At 66.3% G+C, this 14005-nt stretch carries 11 protein-coding genes; 6 read left to right on the top strand and 5 right to left on the bottom strand.

The features are described from left to right. Positions 1 to 82 precede the first annotated feature (82 nt). From phnD to DOM32_RS02680, 3 genes are all read right to left on the bottom strand, one after another. Entirely contained in the window at positions 83 to 1126 is a 1044-nt protein-coding gene (gene phnD, locus DOM32_RS02690) for a phosphonate ABC transporter substrate-binding protein (protein WP_110630890.1), read from the bottom strand. A gap of 87 nt (positions 1127 to 1213) precedes the next feature. After that, a complete protein-coding gene (gene phnC, locus DOM32_RS02685) occupies positions 1214 to 2038 on the bottom strand; it encodes a phosphonate ABC transporter ATP-binding protein (RefSeq protein WP_110630888.1) in 825 nt (274 codons plus the stop codon). Between the two features lie 251 nt (positions 2039 to 2289). Beyond that, entirely contained in the window at positions 2290 to 3168 is an 879-nt protein-coding gene (locus DOM32_RS02680) for an NAD-dependent epimerase/dehydratase family protein (protein WP_110630886.1), read from the bottom strand. Positions 3169 to 3280: 112 nt separating this feature from the next. Between DOM32_RS02680 and DOM32_RS02675 the strand changes: the two genes are divergently transcribed. Next, on the top strand, positions 3281 to 4201 hold the full coding sequence (locus tag DOM32_RS02675; protein ID WP_110630884.1) for a hydrogen peroxide-inducible genes activator: 921 nt from the start codon (positions 3281 to 3283) through the stop codon (positions 4199 to 4201). Beyond that, positions 4198 to 6276, top strand: coding sequence for an ATP-dependent DNA helicase RecG (gene recG, locus DOM32_RS02670; protein WP_110630883.1), 2079 nt, complete (start codon positions 4198 to 4200; stop codon positions 6274 to 6276). The genes DOM32_RS02675 and recG overlap by 4 nt, the downstream gene beginning before the upstream one ends. A 33-nt stretch (positions 6277 to 6309) precedes the next feature. On the opposite strand, the gene yccS is transcribed toward recG, so the two are convergent. After that, a complete protein-coding gene (gene yccS / locus DOM32_RS02665; protein WP_110630881.1) occupies positions 6310 to 8613 on the bottom strand; it encodes a YccS family putative transporter in 2304 nt (767 codons plus the stop codon). A gap of 261 nt (positions 8614 to 8874) precedes the next feature. On the opposite strand from yccS, the gene DOM32_RS02660 reads away from it, so the two are divergent. After that, the gene (locus tag DOM32_RS02660; protein ID WP_244179775.1) at positions 8875 to 9927 is read left to right on the top strand and encodes an Lnb N-terminal periplasmic domain-containing protein; all 1053 of its coding nucleotides are present in this window, start codon (positions 8875 to 8877) and stop codon (positions 9925 to 9927) included. A gap of 25 nt (positions 9928 to 9952) precedes the next feature. Beyond that, the gene (locus DOM32_RS02655; protein WP_110630877.1) at positions 9953 to 10837 is read left to right on the top strand and encodes an oxygenase MpaB family protein; all 885 of its coding nucleotides are present in this window, start codon (positions 9953 to 9955) and stop codon (positions 10835 to 10837) included. Here the strand turns inward: DOM32_RS02655 and DOM32_RS02650 are convergent. Then, positions 10828 to 11730, bottom strand: a complete 903-nt coding sequence (locus tag DOM32_RS02650) for a LysR family transcriptional regulator (RefSeq protein WP_110630875.1) — start codon at positions 11728 to 11730, stop codon at positions 10828 to 10830. The two genes, DOM32_RS02655 and DOM32_RS02650, sit on opposite strands and share 10 nt — an antisense overlap. A 115-nt stretch (positions 11731 to 11845) precedes the next feature. Here DOM32_RS02650 and trpB point away from each other — a divergent pair, with 115 nt between their 5' ends. Continuing rightward, positions 11846 to 13090 carry a tryptophan synthase subunit beta gene (gene trpB, locus DOM32_RS02645; RefSeq protein WP_244179774.1) on the top strand — a complete coding sequence of 415 codons (1245 nt, stop codon included), beginning with the start codon at positions 11846 to 11848 and terminating at the stop codon, positions 13088 to 13090. Then, positions 13087 to 13977 (top strand): tryptophan synthase subunit alpha, encoded by an 891-nt coding sequence (gene trpA, locus DOM32_RS02640; protein WP_244179773.1) that lies wholly within the window; start codon positions 13087 to 13089, stop codon positions 13975 to 13977. The genes trpB and trpA overlap by 4 nt, the downstream gene beginning before the upstream one ends. Positions 13978 to 14005 lie beyond the last annotated feature (28 nt).

The following is a 14005-nucleotide window of genomic DNA, read 5'->3' as shown; positions in this document are numbered from 1 at the left end:
GACGAAGAGATCGATGAGGATCGGAGCTCGATCGTCGGCGGCAGGTCGAAGAGTCGATCTGCCGCCGGCCGGGAGCGGAACCTCAGTTGGCCATTGCCGTGGTGTTGTCGGCCTGCTTGGCCTGCGCGGCTTCGCGGGCATCCATGCGCTGGTTCAGCGATTCGAGGCGAGCGTCGATATCCGCGAGTTGCTGCTGCTTCTCCTCGGCATCGATCGAATCGTCGGCGGCGAGCTGGGCGCGCTGCTTGAACAGTTCGAGCTGACGGATCGGCAGCAGCTGGTCGTTGTCGGAAGCGGCAAAACCGGACCACTGCAGCGGTTCGAGAATCTGCTTCTGCTTGTCGGTATCGCCGTAGCTCAGGAAGAAATCGCGCAGCTCGTCCTTGGTTTCCTGCGGTAGATCGGTACGCCAGACCAGCGGATCGGAGGGGATCAGCGGCGACTTCCAGATCACCTTGAGCTGGTCGGCCTTGTCGGGATGGGTGATCTCCAGGCGCTCCATGCTTTCGGTGTTGAACGTCGCGACATCGACCTGGCCGTTGGCCACGGTCAGCGCATTGGTCTCGTGATTGGAATTGAGCGTGCGCTTGAACGCGGTGGCGGGATCGACGTGGTTCTTGGCGAAGACGTAGTAGCCCGGTACCAGATAGCCCGAGGTAGAGTTGGGATCGCCGTTGCCGAAGGTCAGTTCGCTGGCGTGATCCAGCACGTCGTCGACCGAGTCGTAGGGGCTCTTCTTGTTGACGATCATCAGGCTCCAGTAGCCCGGTGCGCCGTTGGCGGCGACGGTCTGGGCGAAAATTTCGCCGCCGGCGCGATCCACCGCTTCCATCGCCGACTTGTTGCCGTACCAGGCGAGATCGACCTTGTCGAAGCGCATCGCCTGGATTACCGCGGCGTAGTCGGTGGCGAAGAACGGCTGGACCTCGACGCCCAGCGCCTCGGTCATGTCGTCCAGAAACGGCTGCCACTGGGTCGACTGGTTGGAGCTCGATTCGGTAGAGATGATGCCGAAGCGCAGCGGCTCGTCAGCGGCCTGGGCCGAACTGACGGCCAGCGTGGTGCCGAACAGGCCGAGTCCGGCGATCAGCGGCAGGGCCGCACGGCGTAGACGGGATGAGATCATGTCGTTTCCTCGAAGCGTCGGGGGTTGGTGATCGATAGTCAGGGATCGGTCGTGGGTATGGCGGTGGTCCTGCAGCGCTCGCTCGGCTCAGCCCACCGCATGCAGCAGCGTCGCCATCCGGTGATCGGGCTGGCGGGATTCGAGCTCGTCGAGACCGGCGTTCTCGTAGAGCGCCTGCAGGCGGCTATCGGTGAGGCCTTCGATCGGCCCGTCGTAGTAGAGCCGCCCCTGCTTGAGGGCGATGGCGCGGCGGCAGTAGCGGCGCGCGACCTCGACCTGGTGCAGGGTGACGACGATGGTGCGGCCGTCCTCGCGGTTGATGCGCTGGAGGATTTCCATCACCTCGCGGGCGCTGCGCGGATCGAGGGAGGCGATCGGCTCGTCGGCGAAGATCACTTCGGCCTCCTGGACCAGCGCCCGGGCAATGGCGACGCGCTGCATCTGGCCGCCGGAAAGGGTGTTGGCGCGCTGGTGGGCGAGACCGACGATGCCGACCCGCTCGAGTGCGCGCAGCGCCAGGTCCCGTTCGTACTGGGTGAAGCGGCCCATCAGTGCCCGCCATCGCGGCATCGCCCCGAGGTGGCCGATCAGCACGTTGGTCAGCACGCTCAGGCGGCCGACGAGATTGAACTGCTGAAAGATGTAGCCGGCACGACGGCGCTGCTCGCGACGCGCGCCGACCAGTCGTCCCTGGCGCTGCACGTCGCGATCCAGCACTCTGACGTGACCGTGCGACTGGCGGTCGGCACGGGTCAGACCGATGAGATGGCGCAGCAGGGTCGACTTGCCGGAGCCCGACGGCCCGATCAGGGTGACCATTTCGCCGCTGGCGATCTCGAAACCCACCTCGCGCAGCGCGGCGTGGTTGCCGAAGGATTTGTCGAGCCGTTCGACGCTAATGATGGCGGTCATACGATTCGTCCCGGAAAGTGTTTGGAACCCGAAAAGGTTGGACACAGTCTGGCGACGTCGTGTGACGGTTATTTATCTAGACAATTAAGAAACGGTGACAAGGATGGGGGCAAAAAACGCCACGAAAAAAGCGCCCGCAGGCGCTTTATGAGGAGTATCAGCAGGTTGGCGGCGGCCGTCATCGTGTTGACACGAATTCGTCGTCGAATCGTCACATCCGACGGGAGACGATACCGGCCATCTAACGCGCGTCAGGCGGTTTCCGCGGCGGGCAGGAAACCACCCTGCCTGAGCACGTCCTCGTAACCTTCGCGGAAGGTGGGATAACGAAACGTGTAACCGGATTCGAGCAGCAGCCGGTTGTTGCAGCGCTTGCTGGAGCGGCGGCGCAGCGGCGATTGGATGACCTCCGGCGTCTCGACCTTGAGCCGCCCGGCGATCCAGGCCATCACCTCGTGCAGTGGCGCCGAATCGCAGTCGCTGGCGAGATAGACCGGCTCCAGCGGCTTGCCGTCCAGCGCCAGCTGGATCAGGTGAGCGATCACGCCCGCGCAGTCGTCGCGGTGAATGCGGTTGGAGTACATCGGTGGATTGGCGGCGGCGATTCGGCCTTCGCTCACCTGGCGGATCAGCCGGTCGCGACCCGGGCCGTAGATTCCCGAGAAGCGGATGGCCGTGCCGGGCAGATCGTGCGCGAGCAGCGCCTGCTCGGCCTCGCGCATCAGTATCCCCGAGAAACCGTGGGGTTCGGTCACCGAGGTCTCGTCCACCTCTTCGCCGCCCTGCTGGGCATAGACGCTGGTCGAGGAGACGAAAAACACCCGCTCGGGTTTCTTTTCACGGGCACCGAATGTCTGTAGAACCGACTTCAGGCCCATCGGATATGCCGCCTCGTAGGCCGACTCCTCGAACCGGTCTGCCGTCACCGTGTAGATCACGATGTCTGCATCCGGCAGTGCCGCCAGCGCGGCTTCATCGGTAATATCGAGCGCCACCGCTTCGATGCCGGTGCCGGCGAGCGCCTCGACATTGCGGCGCGCGCCGATCACGCGATGACCGGCCTCGATCAGTTGTTTCCCGAGCTGGGTGCCGATATCGCCGCAGCCGAGAATTAGCGTAGTTTTCTTCACCTTTCCCTAGCCTCTTGGTAAAACGTCCTTGATGACTCGTCCCTGAGGACGCGAATGACCTCGAGAACCACACACTGACTTCGTGCGACAGGGAGCCTTCCGGTCCCAGCCAATGACTCTAACAGAACTCCGCTACATCGTAACCTTGGCCCAGGAGCGCCATTTCGGCCGCGCTGCCGAACGCTGCTTCGTTTCACAGCCGACGCTCTCGGTGGCCGTCAAGAAACTCGAGGACGAACTCGGCATCGCCCTGTTCGAACGCTCCAAGTCCACCGTCCAGGTGACGCCGCTGGGCGAGCGGATCGTCGAGCAGGCGCATCGCGTGCTGGAGCAGGCCACGCTGATCCGGGAGATGGCCACCGAAGGCAAGGACCAGTTGATCAGCCCGCTGCGGATCGGCGCGATCTATACCATCGGCCCCTATCTGTTTCCGCATCTGGTTCCGGCGCTGTCGCGCATCGCGCCGCAGATGCCGCTCTATATCGAGGAGAGCTTCACCGGCGAGCTGCGGCGCAAGCTACGTGGCGGCGAGCTCGATGCGATCTTCGTGGCGCTGCCATTCAACGAGTCCGACGTAGTCACCAAGACGCTCTACGAAGAGCCGTTCGAGGTGCTGCTGCCGGCCGGCCATCCGTGGACGGAGAAGGCGGCGATCGCCAAGGAGGACCTGCTCACCGAACGGCTGTTGCTGCTCGGCGAGGGTCACTGCTTCCGCGATCAGATCCTGGAAGCCTGCCCGGCGATCAGCGTGCAGCTCAACAATCCCGCCAACACATTGATCGCCGAGGGCGGCTCGCTGGAAACCATCCGCCACATGGTCGCGTCGGGGCTGGGCATCACGGTCCTGCCCAGACTGGCGATCGGCACCAACCACTATGAAGGTGGCCTGCTGGAGAGTCGGCCCTTCAAGGGCAGCGCGCCCACACGCAGCGTCGCGCTGGCATGGCGCGCCAGTTTCCCGCGGCCCAAGGCGATCGATGCGCTGATTCAGGCGATCGATAAAATCCAGAGTAGCGACGTCGAGGCCGCATGAGCCTTGATGTGCCGGTAACCGACCTCTCCGGCGTCGGCGAGGCGCTGGCCGGCAAGCTGGCCCGGCTGCGCATCGAGCAAGTCGTCGACCTGCTGTTTCATCTGCCGCTGCGCTATCAGGATCGGACACGGATCACGCCCATCGGCACCTTGCGTGCCGGCACCGAAGCCGTGGTCGAGGGCGAAGTCAGCGCGGCAGAGGTCGTCCGCGGCCGTCGGCGAAGCCTGCTGGTCCGGCTCAAGGACGGCTCCGGCATTCTCAGCCTGCGCTTCTTTCATTTTTCGCCGGCCCAGCAGCAACAGTTCGTCAAGGGTGTTCGAGTACGCTGCTTCGGCGAGGCCCGCGCCGGCAGCACCGGGCTCGAGATCTATCATCCGGAATACCGCCTGGTTCAAGCCGATTCCGCCCCGGTCGACGAGCATCTGACGCCGATCTATCCCGCCACCGAAGGTCTCGCGCAACCGCGCCTGCGTGCTCTGATCCAGCAGGCGCTGAAGCGGCTCGAACAGGCGCCCGAGAGCTTGCCGGAGTGGATTCCCGAACCGCTGCGCGGCCGTTTTCGGCTGCCGGGGCTGATCGAATCGCTGCGCTATCTGCACGAGCCGCCGCCGGACGCCCCGCAGGAACGCCTGGCCGATGGCCGCCACCCGGCACAGCGACGGCTGGCGCTGGAAGAGCTGCTGGCTCACCAGTTGAGTTTGCGCCAGGTGCGCCTGCGCATTCAGACCGATGGCGCGCCCCGGCTCGCGGCGAGCAGCAACCTGCAGGCACGCTTTCTGACCCAGCTGCCGTTCTCGCTGACCCAGGCGCAGCGCCGGGTGCTGGAAGAAATCGGGCGGGACCTGGAGCGGGAAGTGCCGATGCTGCGGCTGGTGCAGGGCGATGTCGGCTCGGGCAAGACCGTGGTCGCCGCCATGGCGGTGCTGAACGCCATCGCCGGCGGCTGCCAGGCGGCGGTGATGGCCCCTACCGAGATTCTCGCCGAGCAGCACTTCCGCCAATTCCGTGCCTGGCTCGAACCGCTGGGGATCGAAGTCGGCTGGCTGGCCGGCAAGCTCAAGGGCAAGGCCCGGCTGGACACCAAGGCGGCCATCGCCGACGGCCGCGTGCAGGTCGCGGTCGGCACCCACGCGCTGTTCCAGGATGACGTGGCCTTTCATCGCCTGGGGCTGGCGGTGATCGACGAGCAGCATCGCTTCGGCGTTCACCAGCGCCTCGCGCTGCGCCAGAAGGGCGAATCCGGCGGTCTGACCCCGCATCAGCTGATCATGACCGCCACCCCGATCCCGCGGACGCTGGCGATGAGCGCCTACGCCGATCTGGATCTGTCGGTGATCGACGAGCTGCCGCCGGGACGCACGCCGGTACAGACCGTGGCGGTACCCGACGAGCGTCGCCCGGAAGTGATCCAGCGCATCCGCAACGCCTGCGCCGACGGCCGCCAGGCCTACTGGGTCTGCACGCTGATCGAAGAGTCGGAAGCGCTGACCTGCCAGGCAGCCGAGGTGACCCGCGATACGCTGGTGGAAGCACTGCCGGAGCTGAACGTGGGGCTGGTTCACGGCCGCATGAAGGCGCAGGAAAAGGCCGACGTGATGGATGCTTTCAAGCGCGGCGAGCTGGATCTGCTGGTGGCGACCACGGTGATCGAGGTCGGCGTCGACGTGCCCAACGCCAGCCTGATGATCATCGAGAATCCGGAGCGGCTGGGGCTCTCCCAGCTGCATCAGCTCCGCGGCCGGGTCGGTCGCGGCAGCGTCGACAGCTACTGCGTGCTGCTCTACCACCCGCCGCTGTCGAACCACTCCCGCCAGCGGCTCGGTATCCTGCGCGACACCACCGACGGCTTCAAGGTGGCGGAAAAGGACCTCGAACTGCGCGGCCCCGGCGAAGTGCTCGGCACCCGCCAGACCGGGCTGGCGCAGATGAAGATCGCCGATCTCGAGCGCGACCGCGACCTGCTGGATACCGTCACTGCCTTGGCCCAGGCGCTGCTCGAGGAAGCCCCCGACGCCGCGCCACCGCTGATCCAGCGCTGGCTGGGCGACGAAGCCGGGCGCTACGGGCAGGTGTGAAGCCTGGCCGTAACGCCCGCGCGCTCAGGAACTTCAAGCATTCTCGGCGGCTTTGCCGCCAATCTTCTCGCCGCTGTCCTCTTCGTCATCTTTTCCGTCGTCACCCTTTCCGTCGCCACTTTTGCCCTCGCCCGGCGTCTCCACCGGACGCGCGATCAGCCGGGCCGCCGCTTCGCTCATCGGCACCAGCTGGCGGCTGATGTGCAGCAGTTGGGTCTGGATCACGCGGCGCTCGTCGTCGGCGTCGTCCTGGGCGGCGGTGGGCTCCTGCTCGAAGATCGCCACCAGCGCGTTCTGCTCGGCCCGGGGATCGTCGATGGGCTGGCGCGATTGCAGGTTGGCAGCAATGGCGTCGAAGCGATCCGCGATCCGCCGTGCCGCGGCATAGATCTCGGCATCGCTTTCGGCATTCGACTCGTTGGCCGCCAGCGCGCCCCGATGCGCGCCCAGAGCCGAGAGATAGCCCAGCAGCGTGTGGGAGACGACCAGGAAGCGGAAACCCTCGTCGGCGTCCTTTTTGCGGTAGTGCCCCGGCTCCTGCAGCATGTTGGCCAGCACCGTGGAGAGCGCGGCATCGGCATTGTGGGCGTTGCGGCGCGCCAGCCGGTAGGCGAGGTCGTCCTGCTTGCCGGCCTCGTACTGGTGGATGATCTCGCGCAAATAGAGTGTGCTGTTGGTCAGCGCCGTCGAGGCCACCTTGTGCAGGCGCCGCCCCTGCCAGTCCGGCAGGATGAAGAACACCGCCAGGCCGGATATCAGCGCGCCGATCAGGGTATCGATCAGCCGCGGCAGGATCAGGTCGAAGCCGTCGCCGACCTGGTTGAAGCTGCTCAGCACCAGCGTGGTGATGGCGGCGGTGGCGATGACGTAATGCTTCTCGCGATTGGCGAAGAAGACGACGCCGGCCACCACGGAAATCAGCGACTGGAGCAGCGGGTTCGGGAACAGGCTGATCAGCGCCCAGCCCACCACCAGGCCGACTACCGTACCGATGATGCGCTGGCGCAGGAAGCGGCGCGTGGCACCGAAGTTGGGCCGACACACGAACAGCGTGGTCAGCAGGATCCAGTAGCCTTGGGTCGGATGAACCAGATGCAGCACGCCATAGCCCACCAGCAGCGCGGTCGACAGGCGCAGCGCATGACGAAAGGTCGGCGATCCCGGCGTCAGATTGAGGCGGATGCGCTCCCAGGCGTCGCGAAAGCTGCGCGGCGAACGGTCGAGGAGACTGGCATCCTTCTGATCGACCACCGCATCCGGGTTGTGGGCGCTGGAGAGCTGGTCCTCCAGTGTCGCCAGGTTACGGCCCAGTGCCTGCAGCGAGCGCAGCAGCGGGGTCCATTCCGGATTGCGCTGCGCTCGCAGGTAGACGATCGACGCCCGCAGATCCTCCAGCGCCTGCTCGCTCTGGCCATGCTCGAAGGGCTGGCGCAGCAGCAGCGCCTTGGCCAGCCGCTTGCACGCCCGGCCCTGCTGGTCGAGTAGCCGCTGGCAGCGGAACAGCACGTCGTGATGGAAGAAGGTCTCGGTCAATGCCGAATAGGGGTAGTGAGAGGCGCTGACCCGCTCGTGGATGTCCTGGGCGATGAAATAGAGCCGCAGGTAGCGGTTGAGCTTGCGGCTGCCACGCTGGCCCTCGAGCCGGCGGAAGATCATCTCCTTGGCCTGGTTGAGCGCGGTCACCACGCGGCCGTTCTGGCGCGCCAGCGCGACGCGACGGCTTTCGACATCGACCCCGCGCAGCGGCTCGAACAGTGTCGCCTTGATGATCAGATATTCGCCCAGCTCCCGGTAGAGCTGCGCCATGCTCTGCTTGACCGGCTGGCGCGAGAACAGCGCACACCAGACGACCGAGATCGCCCCGTACCAGGCCGCACCGCCGACCAGCAGCAGCGGCTGATGCCAGAAATTGCCGTCGGTGGTGCCGCCGTGCTGCTCGATATTGATCATCGAATAGACCGACAGGATCAGCGTCGCCGAGGCGATGGTGGCGTAACGTTGCTCGATGGCCCCGAGCATGATGAAGGTGAACGCCGACAGCGCCAGACCGGGCGCAAACAGCCAGGGCCAGGGAAACAGCAGTTCCACCGAACTCGAGGCGACCAGGAAACAGATCAGCGTCACCAGCAGTGCCCGAACGCGGCCTTCCCAGTTGTCGTCGGTCTCGGAGAGAGCGCTGGCGATGATGCCGAGGAACAGCGGGATGGCGAGCGAGATCTGATCCTGGGACCAGCTCAGCGCAATGGCGCCGCTGAATGCCAGGAACACGCGGAAGCTGTAGGCGAACTTGTCCAGCGTCCACAGCTGGCGCAGGGAGTGGGAAAACGAATCGGAAATCTCGGTCTCTCCAGGATTGTGGTCGTGCCGTCAAGATAGCGCGCCCGCGATACCGGGAACAGACGCCGCCGACCATGAACGAATAGAGAACCCCACCAAATGTTAGACTTTAGTATAACGTCGTTACACCTATCGGCAGCAACGGCTTTGCGCTTTATCCACGCCCCCACTTCATCCCTGTCCCGGAGTTCGGCATGATCGGGGTTTACCGGAAGATTGAGGCAGAACGTGCGACCGACCAGGCATTCGCATCGAAACGGCGTGTGGCGAGCACTCGCCATCATGGGCCAGGCATTGCGGGCGCTGGTGTTGCTGGCCGTGATCGCGTGGGGCGCGCTGGCGCTGCACTTCGAGCTGCCAGGATCGATGCTCGTCGTCGACTCGGTGATCGCAGTATGGGTGCTGGTCGGCCTGGCCGCGCTGCTGGCGCCTTTATGGAAGCACCGCCATCGCCGGGCGTCATCGACGCTGCGCGTCCTGTTCGCGCTGACGCTGATCGCCGTCGTGAGCTGGTGGCAGAGCCTCGAGCCCAGCAACGATCGCGACTGGGCACCGGACGTGGCGCGCCAGCTCTCGGTCGAGCGCGAGGGCGACCGGGTCCGGCTTCACAACGTGCGCGACTTCGAATGGCAGACGCCGAACACCGCAACGACTCGCTGGGAGACCCGCGAGTACGATCTCTCGCAGCTCGACTCGGTGGACATGGTGGTCTCCTACTGGATGGGCCCGGCAATCGCCCACACGCTGGTCACGTTTGGCTTTGCCGACGGCCGGCATCTGACGTTTTCGGTGGAGATCCGGCGCGAGCGGGACGAGGCATTCTCGATCAGCGGCGGCTTCTTCAAGCAGTTCGAGCTCAACCTGATCGCCGCCGACGAGAACGACATCCTGCGCCTGCGCAGCAACGTCAGAGGCGAGGACGTCTATCTCTACCGGGTCGGGCTTTCGCCGCAGGCACGCCGCGAGCTGTTCGTCGCCTATCTCGACGAAGCCGAGCGGCTGCGCCGAACGCCTGAGTTCTACAACACCCTGACCAGCAACTGCACCACCATCGTGTTCGACATGGTCGACAGGATCGTCGCCGGGCTGCCCAGGGACATCCGGCTGATTCTCTCCGGCTATCTGCCGGAATACGTCTACGAGATCGGCGGGCTGGATACCACCCATCCGCTGGCGTTCCTGCGTAACCGCGGCTATATCAACCTGCGCGCCCAGCAGATTTCGTACAATGCCGGGAGCGAGGCCTTTTCCCGTGCCATTCGCGACGGGGTTCCCGCCGCCGACGGCGAGATCCTTCACGCTTCGTCACCCTGACGTGCCCTGACCCGACCTTGATGCCATGACCTCCCTACGCGACGCCATCGAAAACCGTATCAGCCATCTGACCGGCCGCACGCTGGGCGGGGTCGACTATACCCAGCCCAAGGGCGATCCGGGCCTGTTCGGGCCGGATACCGTGGCGTGGAAAGTCCACGGCGAATTCACGCCGATGATGTGCGGCGGCATCAGCGCGCTGCTGCTGCAGATGCTGCACCCGCTGGCGCTGGCCGGCGTGTGGGATCACTCCAACTTCCGCCGCGACATGATCGGCCGGCTGCGCCGCACCAGCCAGTTCATCGCCGTCACCACCTTCGGCTCCCGCGACGACGCCGAGCGCATTCTCGAGCGGGTACGCCGAGTGCACGACAGCGTCAGCGGGCATGCCGCCGACGGTACGCCCTACGCGGCCAACGATCCGGATCTGCTGGTGTGGGTCCATGTTGCCGAGATGAGCCGTTTTCTCGCCTCGCATCGGCGCTATCGCGATCCCGGCCTGAGCCTCGAGGATCAGGATCGCTACTTCGCCGAAACCGCCCGCGTGGCCGAAGCGCTGGGCGCGCGCCACGTACCCAAAAGCCGGGCGGCCATCGATGACTATCTCGAGCGTCAGCGGCGCTATCTGGTCTGCGACGCCCGCACCCGCGACGTCATCGACGTGCTACTGCACGCGCTGCCGCCGAGCCCGGTCATCCGCCCCGTCGGCGCGCTGTTCATGCGCGCCGGCATTGATCTGCTGCCACCGTGGGCGGCGACGCTGCTGAGCCTCGAGATGTCGACGCTCGAGCGTCGCGCCGTGCGCAGCGGCATTCGTACCATCGCCCCGGTGGTGCGCTGGGCCGTGCGCAACGGCTCCTACCGTCGCGCCATGGAGCGGATGCAGGCCCGGGAGCAGGCTCAGGACTGATCGCCGGCCAGCTCGCGACGCAGCCATTCGGCGAGGCGCTCGCCGCGTCGGGCGTCGACTCCCGGAGCCAGCCACAGCCCCAGTGAGGCGGTGGTCTCGACCGCCGGCCATGGTGCCATCAGGCGTTCCTGACGCAGTTCGGCGGCCACCAGCAGCTGCGGGGCAATGGCGACCCCGAGTCCCGCCAGCGCGGCTTCCAGCAGATAGTAGAGATGTTCGAAGCTGCGCCCCCGGCCCCGCGCCGCTGCCAGCGTCTCGTCGTCCACGCCCATGGCCGCCGCCCATTCGGGCCAGGCTTGCGGCCGCGACGCCGTGTCCAGCAGCGTGAGCCGTTCCAGCATCGCCCCGGCCGACGCCTGCGATGTCGCCGTCCAGACCGCCGGTGTCGCCACGGCGACGATTCGTTCCGGCATCAGCGGGAACACCGTCATGTCGGCGGGCCACGGCGGCGCGGCGAAGCGCAGCGTGGCATCGACGTCCTCCCGGCGCGGGTCGAGTTCGTTCTCGCTGGAAACCACCCGCAGTCGCAGTTCGGGCAGGTCGGCGTTGAGCCGGTCGAGCCGTGGGATCAGCCAGCGCGCCAGCAGGCTGCCCGGGCAGGCCAGCGTGAACGGCGCTTCGTCGAGACGCCGCGCGAGTCTGGCGCAGCCCTCGCTCAAGCGTGAGAAAGCCTCATGCACCGCCGGATACAGCTCCCGGCCGTGGGCCGTCGGTTCGAGCCCGCGCCCCGCCTTGTCGAACAGCGCCGTGCCGAAATGGTGCTCCAGGGTTCGCAGTTGACGGCTCACCGCGCCGTGCGTGACATTCAGCTCCCGCGCGGCGTCGCTGACGCTGCCCAGACGAACCGTGGCTTCGAACGCACGCAGCGCATTGAGCGAAGGTAGCGTGGTCATCCCTCCTCCGTCGATTGGTGATTTTTTCTCACAGAAAGCGGAGAGTTTATCGATTTTCCCCGCCGCGTTACCAGCCTAGTCTGAGCTCATCGAATCGACTGACCGGGAACGACTGATGAGCACAAAGATGGTTGATCTCCCCGACGAGCATGGCTTTTTCGGCGGCTCGGACGATCGGGGCCAGGCAGGACGAGGCTATGGCGGGCGCTATGTCGCGGAAACGCTGATGCCGCTGATCGGCGAGATCGAGGCCGCCTACGACGAGGCGCGGGCCGACCCCGCCTTTCAGGCACGGCTGGACGAGCTGCGCCGTGACTATATCGGTCGCGCCACGCCGCTCTACTTCGCCGAGCGCCTGACCGAACACTTCGGCGGCGCGAAGCTCTACCTGAAGCGCGAGGATCTCAATCACACCGGCGCGCACAAGATCAACAACGCGCTGGGGCAGGCGCTGCTGGCGAGCCGCATGGGCCGCCGCCGGCTGATCGCCGAGACCGGCGCCGGCATGCACGGCGTTGCCGTCGCCACGGTGGCGGCGCGGCTGGGCATGGCCTGCGTGATCTACATGGGCGCCACCGACATCGAGCGCCAGCAGCCCAACGTGCAGCGCATGCGCCTGCTCGGCGCCGAGATCGTGCCCGTCCACGCCGGCACGGCGACGCTCAAGGACGCCATGAACGAGGCGCTGCGCGACTGGGTCGCCAATGTCGACGACACCTTCTACATCATCGGCACCGTGGCGGGACCGGCGCCCTATCCGCGCATGGTGCGGGATTTCCAGTCGGTGATCGGTCGCGAGACGCGCGAGCAGCTGCTGGCGACGCAGCATCGCCTGCCGGACTCGCTCGTCGCCTGCGTCGGCGGCGGTTCCAACGCCATGGGACTGTTCCACGCCTTTCTCGACGATACGGACGTGGCCATGATCGGCGTCGAAGCGGCCGGCGAAGGGCTGGAGAGCGGCCGCCATGCCGCCAGTCTCAATGGCGGCACGCCCGGCATCCTGCACGGCAATCGCACCTACCTGCTGCAGGACGACGACGGCCAGATTCAGGACGCCCACTCGATCTCCGCCGGGCTCGACTATCCCGGCATCGGTCCCGAGCATGCGTATCTGCACGATAGCGGCCGGGCGAGCTACGTGGCGGTGACCGACGACGAGGCGCTGGAGGCCGTCGCGCTCTGCTGCCGGCTGGAAGGCATCCTGCCGGCCTTGGAGTCGGCACATGCGCTGTACCACGCCGGGCGTCTGGCAGCGACACAGGGTCCGGATCAGGCCATCGTGGTCTGCCTGAGCGGCCGCGGCGACAAGGACATGGATACCATCACCCGTCACCTGATGCCCGAGGAGGCCGACTCATGAGCGCTTCGTCTTTGAATACGGATGCCCTGGATACGGACGTCCTGGATATGAATACCTCGAATACCCAGGCCTTGATCGCCGATTCGCGCCTGACGCGCCGCTTCGCGGCACTGCGTACCGAGAATCGCGCCGCGCTGGTGACCTACGTCATGGCCGGCGACCCCGACCCCAAGACCAGCCGTGACCTGCTCGAGCGCCTGCCGGCCGCGGGCGCCGATATCATCGAGCTCGGCATGCCGTTCAGCGACCCGATGGCCGACGGCGTGGCAATCCAGCGCGCCGGGCAACGCGCGCTGGCGGGCGGCCAGACGCTGGCGCGCACGCTGGAGAGGGTGCGTGACTTCCGCCGCCGCGACGATGACACCCCGATCGTGCTGATGGGCTATCTCAATCCGATCCAGCGCTTTGGCGAGGATCGCTTTCTGCAGGCGGCTGCCGAGGCCGGCGCCGATGGCCTGATCCTGGTCGACCTGCCGCCGGAGCATGGCGCCGCGCTGACCGCCCGGGCTCGCGACCTGGGGCTGGCGCGGATTCCGCTGGTGGCACCGACCACGCCGCCGGAGCGGTTACCAAAGCTGCTCGCTCAGGGCGATGGTTTCGTCTACCGCATCGCCTTCAATGGCGTGACCGGCACTCGGCGAACCGATATCGCGGCCTCGCTGGGCGAATCGCTCATCGAGCTCAAGCGACGCTCGACCCTACCGGTCGCCGTCGGCTTTGGCGTGCGTGACGGCGACACGGCCGCTGCCGTTGCCCGGGTTGCCGATGCCGTCGTCGTCGGTAGCGCGCTGGTCGAGCGGCTCGCCGAGACAGGCGTGGAGGGCGCGTTGGCACTGACACGGGAACTGGCCGAGTCGATTCACGGCGCCCGGAAAAGCGAATCCTGAACGCGTCAAATCGTTCGATTTTGCGCAC

It is taken from the genome of Salinicola salarius, assembly GCF_003206135.1.
Taxonomy (GTDB): domain Bacteria; phylum Pseudomonadota; class Gammaproteobacteria; order Pseudomonadales; family Halomonadaceae; genus Salinicola; species Salinicola salarius.
Note: the sequence above shows the minus strand (reverse complement) of the source record. Positions and strands in the feature narration are given on the sequence as shown.

Bases quoted from the DNA above. Each gene is read 5' to 3' on its own strand.
- trpA (WP_244179773.1), top strand. From the start codon at position 13,087: ATGAGCGCTTCGTCTTTGAATACGGATGCCCTGGATACGGACGTCCTG.
- DOM32_RS02655 (WP_110630877.1), top strand. From the start codon at position 9,953: ATGACCTCCCTACGCGACGCCATCGAAAACCGTATCAGCCATCTGACC.
- DOM32_RS02675 (WP_110630884.1), top strand. From the start codon at position 3,281: ATGACTCTAACAGAACTCCGCTACATCGTAACCTTGGCCCAGGAGCGC.
- trpB (WP_244179774.1), top strand. From the start codon at position 11,846: ATGAGCACAAAGATGGTTGATCTCCCCGACGAGCATGGCTTTTTCGGC.
- recG (WP_110630883.1), top strand. From the start codon at position 4,198: ATGAGCCTTGATGTGCCGGTAACCGACCTCTCCGGCGTCGGCGAGGCG.
- phnC (WP_110630888.1), bottom strand. From the start codon at position 2,038: ATGACCGCCATCATTAGCGTCGAACGGCTCGACAAATCCTTCGGCAAC.
- phnD (WP_110630890.1), bottom strand. From the start codon at position 1,126: ATGATCTCATCCCGTCTACGCCGTGCGGCCCTGCCGCTGATCGCCGGA.
- DOM32_RS02650 (WP_110630875.1), bottom strand. From the start codon at position 11,730: ATGACCACGCTACCTTCGCTCAATGCGCTGCGTGCGTTCGAAGCCACG.